This window comes from Treponema sp. TIM-1 (assembly GCF_046533115.1).
Classification (GTDB): domain Bacteria; phylum Spirochaetota; class Spirochaetia; order Treponematales; family Breznakiellaceae; genus JAIRMO01.
In genome coordinates this window covers 1-17,634 of record NZ_JAJQRC010000001.1, presented here as the reverse complement: position 1 = coordinate 17,634, position 17,634 = coordinate 1, and the positions used below count along the sequence as shown (strand labels likewise).

Here is a 17,634-nt window from a genome sequence, read left to right as displayed (position 1 = left end):
CGCCTTCAATGTTACCGTAAAGGGATGAATGAAACAGAAATTACTCTTTATATTTCCGAAGACGGCGACGACTCGAATGAGGGAACGAATGAGAAGCCCTTGTGGAGCGTAGCCGCGGCACTGGACAGGATCCGGGGAAAATTATACGGGGCGGCGTACCTTATCATAACAGGATCCGTTACCGAGGTTGCTGCCCGTAACGCGATGATCGATATAACGGGAGGGGATTTACCCGTAATTTACCTGCAAGGCGGCGGCAGCGAAAATCCCGGGACACTCGACGCCCAGGGGCTTGACAAGCGTGTTATATATATCGCGGACGGTAATAAGGTATACCTCGGGAAAAATATCGTTATCCGCGGAGGCGTTACTCAGGACAGCGGCGGAGCGGGTATTACCGTTGACAGGGGAACCTTGATTATGCGGGGCGCCGAAATATCGGATAACGATGCCGGTTTTGGTATGGGCGGCGGTGTGTACTTGAGCGGAGAGAGCGAATTTATTATGGAGAGCGGCTTAATTGCGCGGAACAAAACCAAAATGAACGGCGGCGGAGTGTTCCCGGATGACGGCGGAAAATTTACGATGCTTGGCGGCACTATTTCCGATAATGAAGCCATTGTTTCAGGCGCGGGGGTTTTTGTAGGGATAGGCGCCCAATTTGTCCTGCGGGACGGTTTAATTGGAGATAATATAGCAGGCGGTGAGAAGCTCATACGGATTGGGGGCGTATCCATCCCCTATGGGAAGGGAGGCAGTGTGTTCGTCTGTTCAAATGCCCATTTTATCATGGAGGACGGCAAAATAGAATACAACCGCGCCATTGCCGTTGAAAGGGAGGATTACGCCGGTTCCGGAGGCGGTGTATTCGTAGATGCCGGGGGCGTCTTTACCTTTGAAAAGGGACTCATCACGAAAAACGGCGTGATGAATTGGGGCGGCGGAGTATACAGCCAGGGCTCTTTTACCTGTCAGTCAAACGCTATGATCACCAATAACGTTGCGCGTCTTGGAGGAGGGGGCGTTTTTGTCGCCGGCAAGGAGGGTGTTTTTATAGTGAAAGGCGGATTGCTGATGAAAAACTATACCGCCGGTATGGGCGGCGCCGTCCATGTTATGGAGGACGGCAGTTTCACTATGGAGGGAGGGCTCGTGGTCAAGAACAGTGCCGGCAAACTGGGGAACGCCTTTGCCATAAGCGGTCTGGGAACCATAAACGGCGGGGCTATAGTTGAGAACTTCGATGCGCTGAAAGATGACAATACAAAAGATAGTGAAACCGGTACATCCCGGGAAGCAGTGCCTTGTATTATCGTTATAGAGGACACAGGGAAACTTGTCATACAAAAAGGCGAAATTGACGGGAAAATACTGATGAAAAAAGCAGACCTACTGGAGGATCGGCGCGAGAAAGAGGAAGCGGATTAGAACCTGAGCCTGGCATATTTTTTTTGTGTAACTGGCCTTCTGAAATTTAACCCTGAAATCCATATCCGCTTTTAACTAGAAAATGGTTTGTATAATTCCTTGTTAGATATAAAGTTACGAGAAATTCACCCGGCTCCCAGCCCTGGAGATCGCAAAGAAAAATCACCTCACCCCAAATCTTCTAACTCCCTAACTCCTCGATCCTAACTATTCCCCGGGGCCTTTTCATAACCCTTGTACAAATACCGCTTGATCTTTTTCTGGGCGTTTTTTTCAAATTCTTCCCGGCGTATCACAAAGTCGGATATTTTTTTGTACCCCACCAGGGTTCGGTTTACCTGCTCAATTTCCTTTTTTACCAGGCCGTGAATAAAGGCGTCGTCCAGTTCTTTGCCGGGGTAATCCTCGGCCAGGGCCTCGGTATGGGGAACCACCACGGCGAAGATCTGCTCCCCCCCAAACTCAGCTTCCTTGCGGCCCAGAATGAGGATCTCGCCGATAACCCGGGAGCCCTCAAAATGGGCCTCGATCTCTTCGGGGTATATGTTTTTACCGCCGGAACTGACGATGAGGTTCTTTTTACGGCCGTTGATGAAGATGAACCCCTTCTCGTCCCGGTAGCCTAAGTCTCCGGTCTTAAGATACCCGTCGTCGGTAAATACCTCCCGGGTGGCTTCGGGGTTCTCATAGTACCCCAACATCAGGGAGGGGGACTTGACCGCAATCTCCCCGATCCCCTCCCCGGAGACATCGATGATCTTTACGTCCGTATATTTTACCGGCAGCCCCACAGAAACGTTGTTTTTATGCCAGGGGGTATTCACGCTGATCAGGGGGCTGTTCTCACTCATCCCATAGCCGTGGACCACGCAGAATCCCAGGGATTCAAAGAAGTCCGCGGTTTTGGGGTTGAGGGGACCGCCCCCGCCCACCATCATCCGTACCGAATCAAGACGGGTCTTTTTCCGGATGCCCCGGAGCACCACCCGGCCAAAACCAGGCATACCCCGTTTGGAGAGGAAGAGGGTTATCCCCCGCAGGCAGTTTAAAAATGCGCGGACGATACCGGGGAGTTTCATAAAACCCTGCTCAATAGCGATTTTTACCTTGTCGTAGAGGAGGGGTACGGCGATGAGGAAGGTCCCCCCCACGTCCTCTATATCATCGATCACCACCTTACCCACCAGTTTCTCCACAATGACGGTGGCGGCCCCCACCGAGAAGGGGGAGACAAAGGAACAGGTGGTGGGATAGGTGTGGTGCAGGGGTAATACGTTGATAAACACATCCCAGTCATAGGCCCGCAGGGATCGGACCGCCGCGTTGGCATTGGCGATGATCCCCTGGTGGTGCAGGGTAACTCCCTTGGCAAAACCGGTGGTACCGGAGGTAAACACAATGGACACCGGGTCGTGTTCGCCGATGGCTTCCACCCCGGGCAGGGCCTGGGAAACGGCATCGGCCCCAAAGGATCCGTAGGGGGTCTTGCCCCCTTCGCTCAGGCATACCGCGGCGGCAAAGGATATACCCTTGGAAGAACAGGATTCGGCAAATTCCTGTTTTCGCAGGGAATGGAAAAAGGCCTTGGCCTTGGTAATTTTTAAAATATTGAGACACTCATTTTCGGAAACCAAAAAATCTATAGGGACGATAATGCAACCGGTGATGGCGGTTCCCAGCCAGACCGCTATCCATTCCGGGCGGTTTTCCGCCCACAGGGCAACCCGATCCCCTTTTTTAAGCCCCGCCGCCAGGAGTCCCCGGCCTATTCTGCGGGCCTCTTGGGCAAGACGGGTAAAGGTCCAGGTGGTAAATTCCCGTTGCTTCCCCGAACGATAATAAATGGCGGTATGATCTGTCCACTTTGTTTCAATACCCTCTAACCAGGCGATAAAATTCGGATAGGGCATATCCGGCCAATCAGCAATATAATCTTTAAATTCCAACATAAATTTATGATAAACAAAAATCAAACCTTTGTCGAGATAATCCTTTAAAGACCCGGACAAAGACGGATGCCTATTCCGTAAAACTCCCTATTTTACGGAACTTGGCGTAACGCCGGTCCGGTAGACTCCGGCTCTCCAGCGCGGAAAGCCGCCGCACCGCCTCATGGATATAGGCGGAAATATTGGCAGCCGTCCGAGGTATATCGTGGTGGGCGCCCCCTTCGGGTTCGGCGATTATCTTATCGCAGATTCCAAACCCCAAAAGGTCCTCGGCGCTTATCTTCAAGAGGACCGCAGCTTCCTTTTCCCGGCTTCCATCTTTCCAGAGGATCGACGCAAACCCCCGGGGGGATATGACCGAATAGAGGGCGTTTTCCAGCATGGCCAGCTCGTCGCATACCCCCAGGGCCAGGGCCCCGCCGCTGCCCCCTTCCCCCAGAACTATCGTAATGACCGCTGTTTTCAGGGTCATAAACTCCATAAGGTTCCGGGCAATGGCCTCTCCCTGACCCCGTTCTTCCGCATCCACCCCGCAAAAGGCCCCGGGGGTATCCACAAAACAGATCACCGGCCGCCGGAATTTTTCCGCCTGCCGGGCCAGCCGCAGGGCCTTGCGGTACCCTTCGGGATGGGGCATGGAAAAATTGGTTTTTTTAAGTTCCTCAATATCCCGGCCTTTCACCTGGGCGATGATCGTTACCGGGGTATCCCCCAGCAGGGCAATTCCCCCCATTATAGCGGGATCGTCTCCAAAGTACCGGTCCCCGTGGAATTCGATAAAATCCTTAAAAATAAGGGGCATATAATCTTTAATGGAAGGGCGGCGTACAATATTCCGGAGCAATTCCAGCCGCTCCGTGACGGTTAATGCCGGCATCAGGAGGCCTCCCGGGGGTAACGATGCAGCCGGATCAAGCGGGACAAAACATCCCGCAGTTCAGAGCGGGGGACTATCATATCCGCAAAGCCGTGTTCATGGATGAATTCGGCGGACTGAAAATTCTCCGGTAACACCTGACCGATGGTATCCTGAATTACCCGTTTCCCCGCGAAACCCACCAGCACCCCCGGTTCGGCGATAATGATGTCCCCCAGGGAGGCAAAGGAAGCGGTGACCCCGCCGGTGGTGGGATCGGTCAGTACCGTAATATAGAGCCCCCCCGCCTGGTGGTGCCGGGCCACGGCCCCGCTGGTCTTGGCCATCTGCATCAGGGAAAAGATCCCCTCCTGCATCCGGGCGCCTCCGGAGGCGGTAAATAGAACCACCGGGAGCCGGTTTCCGGTAGCGTATTCAAAGAGGCGGGTTATTTTTTCTCCCACCACGCTGCCCATGCTTGCCATCATAAAACGGCTGTCCATGATGCCGATAAGCGCCGGCAGGCCCGCTATGGAGGCTTTACCGGTTACCACCGCCTCCCGGGTTTCACATTCTTTTTGTAATTGGGCAATCTTCTCCACATAACCGGGAAAATCGATGGGGTTTTTTGAATCCATGTTTTGGTCAAATTCAATAAAACTGCCCTCATCCACGGTCAGCTTAAGCCGGTCCTGCCAGGTAAGCCGGGAATGGTAATTGCAGACCCCGCAGACTTTATAGTGCCCCTCAAAATCTTCCCTGCCGATAACCGTCTGACAATGGGGACAAGTAAAAGTAAGGTCCTTTGAAGTTTCGGTTTGTTTATTATCCATGAGTCCAGAATATACTTAATAAACTGCCCCCGGTCAATCTGTAGTTGACATTAACCCTGGTTTCTATCATAAAGAAAACCATCATGAGAAGAAACATCGTACACCCGGGAGCCGGAAAGCTGAAATATGAAATTCGGGAAATCGTGGCCTTTGCCCGGGAACTGGAAAAGTGGCATATTCCGATAATCTGGGAAAACATCGGGGACCCGGTAAAAAAGGGAGAGCCCGTCGCCGGGTGGATCAAGGATATCGTCAGGGAAAAGGCCGGGGAAGACAATTCCTATGCCTATTCGGAAACCGAGGGCGCCCGGGAAGCCCGGGAATTCCTTGCGGACCGGGTTAACCGGCGGAAAAAAATTTCCCTCCCCGGAAAGGACCGGGAGGAATATCCCAATCCGGTAACCATAAGCCCCGAGGACATCCTTTTTTTTAACGGCCTGGGGGATGCGGTGGCCAAAGTTTTCGGATTCCTCCGCCGGGAAGCCCGGGTTTTGGGACCTTCCCCGGCCTACTCTACCCTTTCCTCCGCGGAAGCGGCCCATTCGGGGTATGAACACCTTACCTACCGGCTGGACCCCCAAAAGAACTGGATGCCCGACTTGGAGGATGTGGAGTTCAAGGTAAAGTACAACGACTCCATTGCGGGGATCCTCCTTATCAATCCGGATAATCCCACCGGCGCGGTATACCCCACGGAGGTACTGGGGGAGTTTGTCCGGATCGCCCGGACCTACGGCCTATTTATTATCTGTGACGAAACCTATGCCAACGTCATATATGGAGGGGCTAAAACCGCGGCCCTCTCCCAAATAATCGCCGACGTACCCGGCCTTGCCCTGCGGTCCCTCTCCAAGGAGGTGCCCTGGCCGGGGGCCCGCTGCGGCTGGGTGGAGGTGTATAACCGTAAAGTGGATCACCGCTTCGACCTGTATATCCGCAGCCTCCTGGACGCCAAACGCCTGGAGGTTTGTTCCACCAGCCTTCCCCAGCTCTGTATTCCCGCCATAATGGGGGATCCCCGCTACGCCGACCACTTAACCCGGCGGGCCGCCGTGTTTGAAGGGCGGGCGGAAGAAGCCGCCGCCGCTTTTACCGGCATATCCGGTATCAGTCTGGTAAAACCCCGGGGCGCCCTCTACGCCACCGCGGTGTTTGATCCCCTTACCATGGGGGACGAAAAACAAGAGCAGACCCGTTATCTTCCGGTTTCAGACCCCAGCCTGGGGGAATTTATCAAAGAAAAAATCACCGGGGTGGCCCCCGACAAGGGGTTTGTGTATTGGCTTTTGGCATCCACCGGGATCTGCGTGGTCCCCCTTTCCGGTTTTGCCAGCGATTTACCCGGCTTCCGTTTTACCCTTTTGGAATACGACGATGAAAAACGGAGGCGGATCTATAAAACCCTGGCGGAATCGGCACAAGAATACCTCATGCCCAGGTCGATCCCAAAACTCGGGTTAATTCTGTGAAAAAATCGGGGGCTTTTTACTACCGGGGCCAGTTTCAAAACTCCGGTGGGTTTTGAAACTGCCTTGATTCGTTGCGAAGGGTCCATACCCCGGCCCCTTGGGGCGGAACCAGGGTATGGACCCTGAGTCAAATACCTTACGAGAACAACATACCTCGTCCGCTTGCGGCGAGGTTGTTGATTAATAATCGGCTCTGCCTTTTCTGGATTTTTTAAGCAACTTCCGTTGAATAGCCTTCTTTTTCCGGTTGAGGATAGTGGAAGGTTTTTCATAATATTCCCGTTTTTTAAATTCCCGAATGATACCCTCCTTTTCTACCATACGTTTAAACCGTTTGATAGCCTTTTCCAGCATCTCATTATCATCTACGATGATATGCGCCAATTACCTCACCTCCCTTCCTGCAACGGTCAAAATAAAACCTCCAAAACCGGGTTTAAACCCCGATGGAGTTTTGAAACCAAGTCTATTGATTGAGTTTACCTAAAATAAGCGCTTTGTCAAGGACGGATCGGGCCATCAGGGCATCGGGATCGGCGTTTTCCCCGGCTATCCGGATCTCCCAATGCAGGTGGGGTCCGGTGGAAAGGCCGGTAGACCCCGATTCACCCAGGGGGGTCCGGGCGTCTACCATGGACCCTTCGGCTACGCTGATTTTATCCAGATGATAATACAGGGAATAAACCCCGGGGAGATGTTCGATAACCACCGAATTCCCCGTAACTATCCGGGGACGGGCCAAAACAACCCGGCCCGGGGCGCAGGCGGTAACCGGGGTACCCCGGGGAATCCCATAATCGACCCCGGCATGGATCGACGTTTCGGTGGAACCGTCCACATACCGGAAAACCCGGCGATCCCCAAAAAAACTGGTCCTCCGGGTGGAAGCTACCGGGGGCACAAAAGGCCCCGGGGCGAATAGCTCGGTCCCGGTTCGGGAGATGATCCCCCATAGGGTTTCGGATTCCGCGGTTTTCTTCGGGTCCGAAAGGATCCGTAGGTCGGTATTTTCCTGGTCCAGGACAATTTCTTCAAAGACAAATTTCCTGCTGCCGATGGTAACGGGAATTTCGGCGATCCTTTCCCCATCCCCTTCCACCCGGATCAGGGCGGAACCGGCGGCGGCCGTGGAGGGAACCGCCAGGAGCGCCGCTTTAACCGGTTGTCCATTTTTATCTTGCAAAGCCAGGTCAAAAAAAACCGCCCCGGTCAAGCGCTGTCCCCGGGAATTCAGCAACACCGCCCGGAAACTGCCTGACCGGCGGGTGGCGAGTCCCAGGGTAACCGGCTCCCCGGGCAGGGGATTTTCCGGCAGAGCGATAAGCCGGGTTTGGGCATGGAGGAGCGTGCCGGCGCTTAGGCATAAAATCAGGACAAAAACCAGGGGGAATATCCGCCGGCCAAACCGTTTATGGTGATACGCCGCTTCCTCCACTGATAAAAAAATCAAAGCCCTCAGGTTGCCCTCCGGCCGCTCTCCTCGGAGCGTTTTAAATCAATGATCACCAGCTGGGGGGTTTCGGTATGGTTAAACCAGTTTCGGGTAATCTCAAAAACCAGATCTACCTGATCGCCCTGGTCAAATTCCTTTTTTACTTTTTCAGCCGCCTGCCAATATACCCCGGGCCATTTATATTTCCCCGCATCCAGGGTGAGTTTTACATGTTTTAGCTCGGGTTTCCCCATGAGGAGGATATCACTTATCCTAAGCCCCCGGGCCAAAAAACTCAGGGGCTTATTCCCCTCTCCGTAGGGTTCAAAACGGTCCAGTAAGGGGATAAGAATATCCGGGGCAAGGTAGGCATGGGGCAGTTCCGCATCGATGGTAAGGGTTTCTTCATCCTCCCCTTCCCCAAGTTCTATGGTCCGGGCTACGATCTTAAGCCGTTCCCGCAGGGGTTCCCAATTCGATTTTTTGATACTGAACCCCGCCGCGTAATCATGACCGCCCCAATCGATAAAAAGGTCCGCGCATTGTTCCAAAAGGGGCCTGAGGTCGTAACCCTGGACGGAACGGCAAGATCCGGCGGCGATTTCTTCCCCCAGGGCCACCACCACCGCGGGTACCTTAAACCGGGAAACCAAGCGGGTGGCCATGATCCCCGTAACCCCCCGGGGAATATTTTCCCCCGCGGCTATTACCAGGGTCCCCCCGAAATCCTTAAAACTCTCCTCGGCCAGGGGTTCCACCTCCTTGGTCCAGGTATCGTTTCCCAGGGTTTTCCGTTCCTCGTTCAGGGCGATAAGATCATCGGCCAGACGGTCCCGCTCCCCGGCCTCCTCCTGGGTTAAGAGGCTCACCGCCTTGCCGGGATCGCCCATACGTCCCGCGGCGTTAATGACGGGACAGAGCTTCCAGGAAAGTTCCCCGGCGCTCATCCGTCGTCCGGCCAGTCCTATCTTAAGGAACAGGGACTGCAAAGCCGGCCGGGGGGTCCTCTGCAGGGCCTCAATGCCCTGGCGGACGATGATACGGTTTTCATCCCTGAGGGGCATAATATCCGCCACGGTCCCCAGGCTTGCGAGCTGGAGATCCACCCCGTCTTCATCGGTAAAGAGGTTTTCCCGTTTTTGAATAAAAGAGATAAAAAGATTGATGAATACATCCAGTTCTCCCTGGGGCTTGTCGGAGTACCGGGCAAGCCGGGAAAGTTCTTTGATCCTGAGGAGGCTCTTTCCCAGGGTTTGGGGGATCTCTTTACCGATCTCGGGGGCAATTTCAAGCATGTGTATCTCAACCCCCGAGCCGAAAATTTTAAACAGGGCCTTTTTCTGAAGAGGCAGATCCCAGGTAAGGATCTGCTGCCCCTCAAGAAACCGGGGAAGCCGGGTATCGGTAATACCCACCATGCCGGGTATCACCGTTTCCACCAGCCGGTCTATGACCACCAGGTTCCGCAGCTTGGCAATCTCGATACTATAGGCATCGTTTGAAGGCCGGATATTGAGAAGACAGAGGGATTGACCGTAGGTCTCACTTTTTAAGGCAAACCGCAGGGCCCAAACCAGTTTATAGGTGACCCCACAGCCGGCCAGGTCCCGGAAAGGATAGGGCGGGGAAACGGCCAGTTTTGGATTAACTATGGCCAGGGCATCGGGCAGCTCGTCCCGGAGGTTATGGTGGTCGGTGATGACCACGTCTACCCCCAGTTCCCGGGCCCGCGCCACTTCGGCGGCATTGGAAACGCCGCAGTCCACGGTGATAATCAGGGTACCGTAGGCGGCGGCGAATTCTTCCACGGCCGTCATAGAAAGGCCATAGGGTTCATCCCCCTGGGGCAGGCGCCAGCTTACATCCATCCCCAGGCGGGAAAGAAACCCCCACAGGAGGGTGGTACTGGTGATGCCGTCCACATCCCGATCGCCGAAGACCAGGACCTTCTCCCCCTCTTCCTTGGCGGCGAGGATCCGGTCCACCGCGTCTTCCATGCCCGGGAGTTCGAAGGGGTTTCGCAGATACCGGAGATCATCCTCAAGAAAATACCGGATTTCCTCCCCCCGAATAATGTCCCGCCTGGCCAGGATCGAGGCGGTAAGCTGATCACAGCCGTATTTTGCGGCGAGGTCTTTCACCAATTCCGGAGGAATGTCCCTTTTTTCCCAATTCATCTTAATCCATTATCCTTTGAGGCATTCCCAAAATTTTTTAATTTAGGAAATTCCCTAAATATAGTCCCAACTATCAGGCCGTCGTCCCAGGGCGGCGGCCACTATCCCTAAAACCATGGCCCGGACCTGCCGGAAGGATTCTCCATCCGGGATATACCGGGAAAGAAGGGCGGGCTTGAGGGATTCGACGGTCCTGAGCCAACGCCTGCCCCCGGGATTAAGGCTGAGAAGGCCCCCTTGGTTTTCACCACAGGAAGCACAGAGCAAGCCGCCGCTTCCGGGAGAATACCATAATACTTCATCCGCCCCGGCTTCACAAGAGCAGGAAGCACAACGGTCCAGGGGGGGACCGATACCCAGCAGTTTCGCCCAGTTCCATAAAAAGTGAATAACCAATCGGGAACCGGTCCCTTCATCGGCGGTTTCCAGGGCATCCAGGGTTTCGTCGATCAGGGACAGCGCTTCGGGCCAGTCTCCGCCCCCCCCGTGGGAAGCCAAAATAGTCTCCGCCAGGGAAAAGGCGGCCATGGACCGGTTATAGGTTTCCCGTATGCCCGGCCTCCAGGAGAGAACATCAAAGTCGGTTACTTTCCGGGTATCCCGGACCGGATCATGGTAAATCCAGAGGGTTCCCCGGTGAAAGGGGGCCACATGGGCCCGGAGACGGCTTTTCGGCCCCCCGTAGAGGGTGGCCCGGAGGATCCCCTCCTCGGCGGTGAGGAACCAGGCCTCCCGGTTGGACTCCCCAGCGGCGGCCCTGACCCGGAGGACCAGGGCGGAATAGGTAAAGGTCCGGGCCATACCTACCGGAGGTCCAAGGCAAAAATCTTGCTGTTCCGGCACTGATCGTAGTTTTTACGCCGGGATGGGGGAAGGCTCTCTACGGAACACTCCTTAAAACCCAGGGACTCAAACCAGTCGTGGGTATGGATGGTAAGGACAAAAACCCGATGAAATCCCTGTTTTATGGCCCGATCGATGAGGAAGCGGACCATACGCCCGCCCAGGCCCCGGTCGGTATAGGCCGGATCCGTGGCGACGGCGGCGATTTCTCCCTGGCCTTCCCCCCGATCGTGGAGGGCGGCGCAGGCATGGATGGAACCGTCTATTTCAAAGACCACATAATCGGCCTTTTTTTCCTGTATGGCTTCGGCGTCCCGCCTTACCAAAATCCCCTGCTGCATCAAGGGCTCCATGAGCCTGAGGATATCCGGGATATCTTCGGTTTTAAGGCTTCGGATGGCTTCATATTCATCGGCATATACCATGGTCCCCGCCCCCAGGTTGGAAAAAAGTTCCCGCAGAACCGCGCCCTCTTCCCGGCCGTCGATGAGGTGTACCCGTTCCACTCCGGACCGGGAGGCGCTCAGGGCCAGACGAAGTTCCGTTAAGGGCTTGTCCGGCTCCCGGCCGGGGGGATTTAATTCCAAGACCGCCTCCGCCTCCTGGGGGGTTAAGCGGATGATCCGTCCCCGGTTATCCAACTCAATATTCTCCGGTATCTTATAGCTCCCCCCCCTGAGCCCCTGGTGTACGGAGACGACAAAGAGTTTTACCGCCCCCAGGGCGACGGAAGCCTCCAGGGCTATTTCATCGCTGGGTACATTGTAGGGCTTGCCCGAAGGGCTATAACCGATACAGGGCAGGATGGGGACCATCCCCAGATCGAGGATCCGGCGGATGGAATCGGTGAGGATCTTATCTACCTTTCCGGTATGCTCCATATCGACCCCCTCCACCACCCCCAGGCCCCGGGCGCGGACCAGGTTCCCAATCACCGCGTCCACCGCACCGGCGGAAAGACCGGTCATAAACCGGGCGGCCGTATGGAAGGCCGCCATGGCCGTAAAGGGGATGGCCTCCGCCGAGGTAATCCGGGTGGACCCGGCATAACGGGACTTTATACCGTATTCCCCAAGCACCGAATCGATCCATTCCTTGGCGCCGGGAACTATCACCACCCGAAATCCCGTTTTTGCCAGGAGAGCCAGATCCTTCATCAAATAGGGGAAAAGGGGGTCTTCGGTAACCGGAAAATCGATCTTAAACACCATGGTGGAACCGTCAAAGCGGCTCTGGTAATGAAAAGCCTCCCGAACCAGATCCATCTGGGATACGGATTTATGTTTCATGTTGCACCTCATCCCTGGGGGATGTTTTGAAGCATAATATATTCTTTATAAATTCTATAGACCTTGCTGAAAAAAAATAGTATTTTGTAATGAGAGTAGCTGGTTCAAAACCAACCGGGTTTTGAACCGGCCGCAAATAAAAAGCAATTTTTGCTTTTTTATAAGATATTAACCATACTTTAAAGATGTCAGAACAAAGTGTAGTCCCGATAGATCAGATGCTTCCCCCAAAATTGCCCCTGGTAGCGCTTATGGGCCGGCCTATATTTCCGGGGATCTTTACCCCCATCATGATTGGGAATCCCCCGGATGTGAAGGTCATTGATGACGCCGTGGCTGGGGACGGACTTATCGGCCTGGTGATGTTGATGAATGAGAGTGAAACACCGGCCATCGGTGACCTCTATAAGGTGGGGACGGCGGCAAAAATTGTCAAAAAAATCAACCTTCCCGACGGGGGAGTAAACATTTTTATCTCTACCCTCAAACGGTTCAGGATCAAAAAGGCCCTTAACCCTTCGAACCCCATTGTGGCCGCGGTTGCCTATTTGGAGGATGAGGAGGATAATACCAGCGAGGTTAAGGCCCTGACCCGGGCCTTGATCAGTGAAATGAAGCAGATCTCCGAAAATAACCCCCTGTTTTCCGAGGAAATGCGCCTTAATATGATCAATATCGATCATCCCGGCAAAATCGCCGATTTTATCGCCAGTATCCTTAATATCGATAAAACCGAACAACAAAAGATCCTGGAAGTCCTCAATGTACGCAAGCGGATGGAGCAGGTCCTGGTTTTTATCAAAAAAGAACAGGAATTACTGCGGATTCAGAAAAAAATCCAAAAGGAAATCAACGAAAAGATAGAAAAATCCCAGCGGGATTATTTTCTTAAAGAGGAACTGAAGGCAATCAAAACCGAATTGGGGATGACCACCGACGCGAAAAGTTCCGAATACCAGCGTTTTAAGGAAAAATTCGACGCCTTTAAGTTTGAAGGGGAGGTTAAAGAGGCGGTAGAACAGGAACTGGAAAAATTCAACCTGATGGATCCGAATTCGGCGGAATTTACCGTGACCCGGAACTACCTGGATGTGATTGTAAACCTCCCCTGGAACGACCCGGAACCGGAAAATTTTGACCTTGCCGGCGCCCGGGACATTCTGGAGAACGATCACTACGGCCTTAAGGATGTAAAAAACCGTATTGTGGAATATCTGGCGGTTCGGAAATTACGGAAGGATACGAGGGGTTCCATCGTATGCCTCGTGGGCCCCCCCGGAGTGGGCAAAACCTCGGTGGGCAAGTCCATAGCCCGGGCCCTGGGGAAACAGTTTTTCCGGTTCTCCGTGGGAGGTATGCGGGATGAGGCGGAAATAAAAGGGCACCGGCGTACCTATATCGGCGCCATGCCCGGAAAGATCATCCAGGGTCTTAAAATCGTAAAAACCAAGGCGCCGGTTTTTATGATCGACGAGATCGACAAAATGGGGGTGAGTTTTCAGGGAGACCCTGCCAGCGCCCTCCTGGAAGTTCTGGATCCGGAACAGAACAACAGTTTCCGGGATCACTACCTGGACCTTCCCTTTGATATATCCCATATTTTCTTTATCGTTACCGCCAATACCCTGGATACCATCCCCCCTCCCCTTCTGGATAGGATGGAGATTATCCAGCTTCCGGGCTATATCGACAAGGAAAAAATTGAGATTGCCAAACGTTACCTGATACCTAAAAGCCTGGAAAAAAACGGCCTGAAAAAAAATCAGGTGAAATATTCCCAGCAATCCCTGCTCCATATCGCCAATGGATATGCCCGGGAGGCGGGGGTCCGGAATTTTGAAAAAAATCTGGACAAGATCCACCGAAAACTGGCAAAACAGATCGTGGAGAGTGAAGAGTTGTCGGCGGAAAGCGGAAAGGCGCAAGTTCAAGGGAATTTAAAGGAAAATTCACCGGCGCCGGATAAGACCGACGCCGACAATCCCCAGAAGGTTCCGGCTAAATTTATCATCGATAAAAAAATCATCGAAAAACATCTGGGCAAACCCCTTTTCCCTGAAGAAATATTAAAAAAGGCCGACCGGCCGGGGATGTCCGTGGGCCTGGCCTGGACCAGTATGGGGGGGGATACCCTGGTGATCGAGGCAATATCGGTGGCCGGCAAGGAAGGGCTCACCCTTACGGGTAAAATGGGAGACACCATGAAGGAATCCGCCACTATTGCCATGACCTTGGCGCGGAAACTGGGGGCTGAACGGTACGGCATCGATACGGTTTGGTTCGAGAAGAACCACATCCACCTCCACATCCCCGAAGGGGCCACCCCCAAGGACGGCCCCTCGGCGGGGATTACCATGGCGACGGCCCTCCTTTCCCTGATGCGGAATAAGGTCATTACCGACCGGATGGTTATGACCGGCGAACTCTCCCTTACCGGGCAGGTACTTCCCATAGGAGGGCTTAAGGAAAAAACCATCGCCGCCCAGCGTAATAAGGCCCGGCATATCATCATCCCCAAGCAGAACCTGCGGGACCTGGACGAGATCCCCGACCATGTCAAAAAGGGCATCGAATTCCACCCGGTGGAACGGTTTGAGGAAGTATTGGCCCTGGCCCTGCCCGATTAAGAACGCCGTGTATACCCATCCCAAACTCACCGCCTTTACCGATACCCTGGAAGCCCTGTTCCATGACGCCGACGAGGCCCTGGAAGAAAAGTGGGGAACGCGTTTTTCCCTGCATCCCAACCGGCCCAGACGGGGAGAAACCGGAAACCCGGAGACAGACGGGCTTTTTGAATTGGCCCCGGATTTTACCCCGGGAATCGGCTCAAAACAGGGCCGGGGGTACCTGGTGTCGATCCGGGTCGCCACCCTTGAACCGGTTCAACCCGCCTTATTTGAGGCTTTTATGGAAGAAGCCGCCCGCCAGATCCGGAAAAGACTCCCCCGATATTTTCCCGATCGGAAACTTGAGGTGGTTCGGGATGGCAAACGGTTTAAGATCATCGGGGATTTTTCTTTGGGAACGGTCTAGAATCGGGCGAGGGGCTGAAGGCCCTACCTTTCCCGTCGGGCCAGGTATTCCCTGGCCAGGGGGTCGTCAGGGGCCAGTTCCAGGACCGTGCGGAAAAAGCCCGCGGCTTCGTCGTCATTCCCCGCTTTAAGGGCCAGCACCCCCAGGTTGGAGATGATCTTGACATTTTCAGGATCCGTCCGCAAAGCCGTTTCCAGCTCCCTCCGGGCAGACCGGTAATCCCCCAGTTCCATGAGGCAGATGGCCAGTTCGTTCCGGGTATCGCTGTTATCCCCCCCCAATTCCAGGGCCTTTCCAAAGGACACGGCTCCGTCCGCCCAGCGGCCCAGCCGCCGTAAGGCCCAGCCCAAAAGGAACCAGCCGTTCCAGACATCGTAACGGCGCTCCAGGAAACTCCGAATCCGGAGGAGGCCCTTTTCCTCTTCCCCCCGGCGGATAAGATCGTAGGCTGCTCGGAACTCCCCGTCATCCAGCCCCCGGCTCTCAATTTCCCGGACCAGGGCTTGGGCCTTTTCTTTTTTTTCCGGATTATCCGCCAGGGGAATATAGGCGGAAAAACAGTCCCGGGCCGTGGAGAAATCCCTGAGTTTCATAAAGAAAAAGCCCGCGTTAAAAAGGCCGTTGGGATAGGGCGGATTAAGGCCGAGAAGCTCCTGATACGCCCGGTGAGCCGCAGTGTTTTCCGTTTCCGCCTCATTTTCCCTGCCGGAACGGGCAAGGAAGTCGGCCCGGTTTTCCAGAACCAGGGCCCGGTTGAGGAGTACCTCCGGGGCATGGGGAAAAAGCCCGGTTAAAGCATCCAGAATCTCCAGGGCCATATCGTAATCACCGTTACCGGCCTTGAGGATCGCCGCCTCGGACAGTTCCCGTAAAATATCGGGTTTAACCGTAAGGACAAAACCACGGTAATAATCGGCATCCTCATCATCGGGATCTTCCCCGATAACCCGGATCATGCCCGCGAGGATCATCTCCCAGGAAAGCTGTTCCAAGTCCAGATCCGTTTCCCCCGGGGCCAATTCCACCGGAATGGGTATGGAAGGATCAATGGAAAAAGCCCCCGGGGACTCGACCTGTCCGCGGAGAGATTCGGGGACCGACAAAAAGACGATACGGTTAGAACCGGCGGGTCTGTTCATGTTACTCCAAAGCGACTTTTTCAGGGACCTTATCTTTCGCCGTATCCGTGGGCGGATCGGTTTGCTTTTCGGGGGAACCTTGACTCGTTACACCTTCAGGGCTAGGCGCCGGGGTATTGGTCTCCGGGGCGCCCTTATTTCGTCGGGTTTCGGAACCCAGGGAATCTCCCCCCCGGTTATCCGCCCGGATTTGACTGAGGAAATCATTGAGCCGTATCTTATACCCCATGGGGATCGCGGCTTCATCAAAAAGCATAACCGGGGCGAGCAGATCCTTCCTCCCCTCCACGAGTTCCGACCGGATAAATTTTCCCCGGAGAAGATAGCTTTCCTGGGGGTCATCAAAGTCGATCCGCAGGGCCGCTTCCTTGTCCACCAGGAATTTAGCCACCCCCATCAAGATGAGTTTTGCCCCGGAGAAGGAAAGGTCCCGTAATATACAACGCCGGGGTACGCCCTGAATAAAGGTGGTGGTCTCTTTAGAAAGGAGCCGTAATTTACGGATAGAATCGGAGGTAATGGGAATCCGCTCCTCCCGGCGTTTTGTCGAATTGACATTGGCATCCAGCAGCCGCCCCATGATTTCAATGAGGTCATCGGGGGGACGCTGGGTAAATTGCAGGGTAAATACCGCCACATCCTTGGAACCGCCATAGGGAGCGTATCCCACCGAACGGGTGGATACAAAAAAGGTCACCGGAGAATTGGAATCGGCATCTTTAAAACACAAGCGGAGGCTCGCCGAATTATTAGCCTGCCTGAGCTTTTCGATCAGGCCGGATTTGATATTCGCCACTACCTTGGCGCCCTGAAAAGAAGACGAAAACACCACACAGGGCCAAAAATCACCGATACATTTAAGATATACCTGCTGAGGAATCAGCCCTGTAACCTGGATAATTTCTTTAGTAAAAGTTACTTCAATAGATTTATACCGTTCGTAATACTCGGTTATTTTTTGGCTGTTTAAAATTCCCATTGTTTTAACTATAGACGCTTTGAGAATATCCGTCAATTACGGTAAAGACCAGGGAACCATCTTGCCCCCGGAGGCTGCTTCCACGTCCGGTTGGTTTTGAAGCAGCCTCCCTTAGGACCCGCGCAGAAACAACATGACCGAATGGTCATATTGTTTCTTTATTGCGTAAGCAATTAGAATAAAATGCCCTGCATTTTATTCTTG

The 17,634-nt window shown here is 54.1% G+C and carries 14 protein-coding genes; 4 read left to right on the top strand and 10 right to left on the bottom strand.

Translation table 11 applies throughout. From position 1 onward, the window contains the following. Window positions 1-24 precede the first annotated feature (24 nt). The gene (locus tag LQZ21_RS00070; RefSeq protein ID WP_411042050.1) at window positions 25-1,428 is read left to right on the top strand and encodes a hypothetical protein; all 1,404 of its coding nucleotides are present in this window, start codon (window positions 25-27) and stop codon (window positions 1,426-1,428) included. A gap of 203 nt (window positions 1,429-1,631) precedes the next feature. On the opposite strand, the gene LQZ21_RS00065 is transcribed toward LQZ21_RS00070, so the two are convergent. The 3 genes from LQZ21_RS00065 to accD all read right to left on the bottom strand — a co-directional run bounded on the left by LQZ21_RS00065 (window position 1,632) and on the right by accD (window position 5,066). Continuing rightward, the gene (locus LQZ21_RS00065; protein ID WP_411042049.1) at window positions 1,632-3,377 is read right to left on the bottom strand and encodes an AMP-binding protein; all 1,746 of its coding nucleotides are present in this window, start codon (window positions 3,375-3,377) and stop codon (window positions 1,632-1,634) included. Window positions 3,378-3,447: 70 nt separating this feature from the next. After that, entirely contained in the window at window positions 3,448-4,254 is an 807-nt protein-coding gene (locus LQZ21_RS00060) for an acetyl-CoA carboxylase carboxyltransferase subunit alpha (RefSeq protein ID WP_411042048.1), read from the bottom strand. Beyond that, window positions 4,254-5,066 (bottom strand): acetyl-CoA carboxylase, carboxyltransferase subunit beta, encoded by an 813-nt coding sequence (gene accD, locus LQZ21_RS00055; protein WP_411042047.1) that lies wholly within the window; start codon window positions 5,064-5,066, stop codon window positions 4,254-4,256. Before accD ends, LQZ21_RS00060 begins: the two co-directional genes overlap by 1 nt. Window positions 5,067-5,149: 83 nt before the next feature. Here accD and LQZ21_RS00050 point away from each other — a divergent pair, with 83 nt between their 5' ends. Beyond that, on the top strand, window positions 5,150-6,535 hold the full coding sequence (locus LQZ21_RS00050) for a pyridoxal phosphate-dependent aminotransferase (protein ID WP_411042046.1): 1,386 nt from the start codon (window positions 5,150-5,152) through the stop codon (window positions 6,533-6,535). A 180-nt stretch (window positions 6,536-6,715) separates the two neighbouring features. Here LQZ21_RS00050 and rpsU read toward each other — a convergent pair whose 3' ends face one another. The 5 genes from rpsU to argA all read right to left on the bottom strand — a co-directional run bounded on the left by rpsU (window position 6,716) and on the right by argA (window position 12,276). After that, window positions 6,716-6,919, bottom strand: a complete 204-nt coding sequence (rpsU, locus tag LQZ21_RS00045; protein WP_411042045.1) for a 30S ribosomal protein S21 — start codon at window positions 6,917-6,919, stop codon at window positions 6,716-6,718. Window positions 6,920-7,001: 82 nt separating this feature from the next. Further along, a complete protein-coding gene (locus tag LQZ21_RS00040; protein WP_411042044.1) occupies window positions 7,002-7,985 on the bottom strand; it encodes a M23 family metallopeptidase in 984 nt (327 codons plus the stop codon). A gap of 5 nt (window positions 7,986-7,990) precedes the next feature. Then, a complete protein-coding gene (gene recJ / locus LQZ21_RS00035; RefSeq protein ID WP_411042043.1) occupies window positions 7,991-10,144 on the bottom strand; it encodes a single-stranded-DNA-specific exonuclease RecJ in 2,154 nt (717 codons plus the stop codon). A gap of 54 nt (window positions 10,145-10,198) precedes the next feature. Next, window positions 10,199-10,945, bottom strand: coding sequence for a DNA repair protein RecO (gene recO, locus LQZ21_RS00030; RefSeq protein WP_411042042.1), 747 nt, complete (start codon window positions 10,943-10,945; stop codon window positions 10,199-10,201). 2 nt (window positions 10,946-10,947) lie between these two features. Beyond that, complete coding sequence (gene argA, locus LQZ21_RS00025) at window positions 10,948-12,276, bottom strand: amino-acid N-acetyltransferase (RefSeq protein WP_411042041.1); 1,329 nt, start codon at window positions 12,274-12,276, stop codon at window positions 10,948-10,950. Between the two features lie 185 nt (window positions 12,277-12,461). Between argA and lon the strand changes: the two genes are divergently transcribed. Beyond that, a complete protein-coding gene (lon, locus tag LQZ21_RS00020) occupies window positions 12,462-14,903 on the top strand; it encodes an endopeptidase La (RefSeq protein ID WP_411042040.1) in 2,442 nt (813 codons plus the stop codon). Next, window positions 14,869-15,312 carry a hypothetical protein gene (locus LQZ21_RS00015; protein ID WP_411042039.1) on the top strand — a complete coding sequence of 148 codons (444 nt, stop codon included), beginning with the start codon at window positions 14,869-14,871 and terminating at the stop codon, window positions 15,310-15,312. The genes lon and LQZ21_RS00015 overlap by 35 nt, the downstream gene beginning before the upstream one ends. Before the next feature lie 23 nt (window positions 15,313-15,335). On the opposite strand, the gene LQZ21_RS00010 is transcribed toward LQZ21_RS00015, so the two are convergent. Together LQZ21_RS00010 and LQZ21_RS00005 are read right to left on the bottom strand one after the other, a co-directional pair. Then, window positions 15,336-16,451 (bottom strand): tetratricopeptide repeat protein, encoded by a 1,116-nt coding sequence (locus tag LQZ21_RS00010; protein ID WP_411042038.1) that lies wholly within the window; start codon window positions 16,449-16,451, stop codon window positions 15,336-15,338. Window position 16,452: 1 nt separating this feature from the next. Next, window positions 16,453-17,430 carry a PilZN3 domain-containing protein gene (locus tag LQZ21_RS00005; protein WP_411042037.1) on the bottom strand — a complete coding sequence of 326 codons (978 nt, stop codon included), beginning with the start codon at window positions 17,428-17,430 and terminating at the stop codon, window positions 16,453-16,455. Window positions 17,431-17,634 lie beyond the last annotated feature (204 nt).

Bases quoted from the DNA above. Each gene is read 5' to 3' on its own strand.
- LQZ21_RS00005 (WP_411042037.1), bottom strand. From the start codon at position 17,430: ATGGGAATTTTAAACAGCCAAAAAATAACCGAGTATTACGAACGGTAT.
- accD (WP_411042047.1), bottom strand. From the start codon at position 5,066: ATGGATAATAAACAAACCGAAACTTCAAAGGACCTTACTTTTACTTGT.
- lon (WP_411042040.1), top strand. From the start codon at position 12,462: ATGTCAGAACAAAGTGTAGTCCCGATAGATCAGATGCTTCCCCCAAAA.
- LQZ21_RS00065 (WP_411042049.1), bottom strand. From the start codon at position 3,377: ATGTTGGAATTTAAAGATTATATTGCTGATTGGCCGGATATGCCCTAT.
- recO (WP_411042042.1), bottom strand. From the start codon at position 10,945: ATGGCCCGGACCTTTACCTATTCCGCCCTGGTCCTCCGGGTCAGGGCC.
- recJ (WP_411042043.1), bottom strand. From the start codon at position 10,144: ATGAATTGGGAAAAAAGGGACATTCCTCCGGAATTGGTGAAAGACCTC.
- LQZ21_RS00060 (WP_411042048.1), bottom strand. From the start codon at position 4,254: ATGCCGGCATTAACCGTCACGGAGCGGCTGGAATTGCTCCGGAATATT.
- LQZ21_RS00010 (WP_411042038.1), bottom strand. From the start codon at position 16,451: ATGAACAGACCCGCCGGTTCTAACCGTATCGTCTTTTTGTCGGTCCCC.
- LQZ21_RS00050 (WP_411042046.1), top strand. From the start codon at position 5,150: ATGAGAAGAAACATCGTACACCCGGGAGCCGGAAAGCTGAAATATGAA.
- LQZ21_RS00070 (WP_411042050.1), top strand. From the start codon at position 25: ATGAATGAAACAGAAATTACTCTTTATATTTCCGAAGACGGCGACGAC.
- argA (WP_411042041.1), bottom strand. From the start codon at position 12,276: ATGAAACATAAATCCGTATCCCAGATGGATCTGGTTCGGGAGGCTTTT.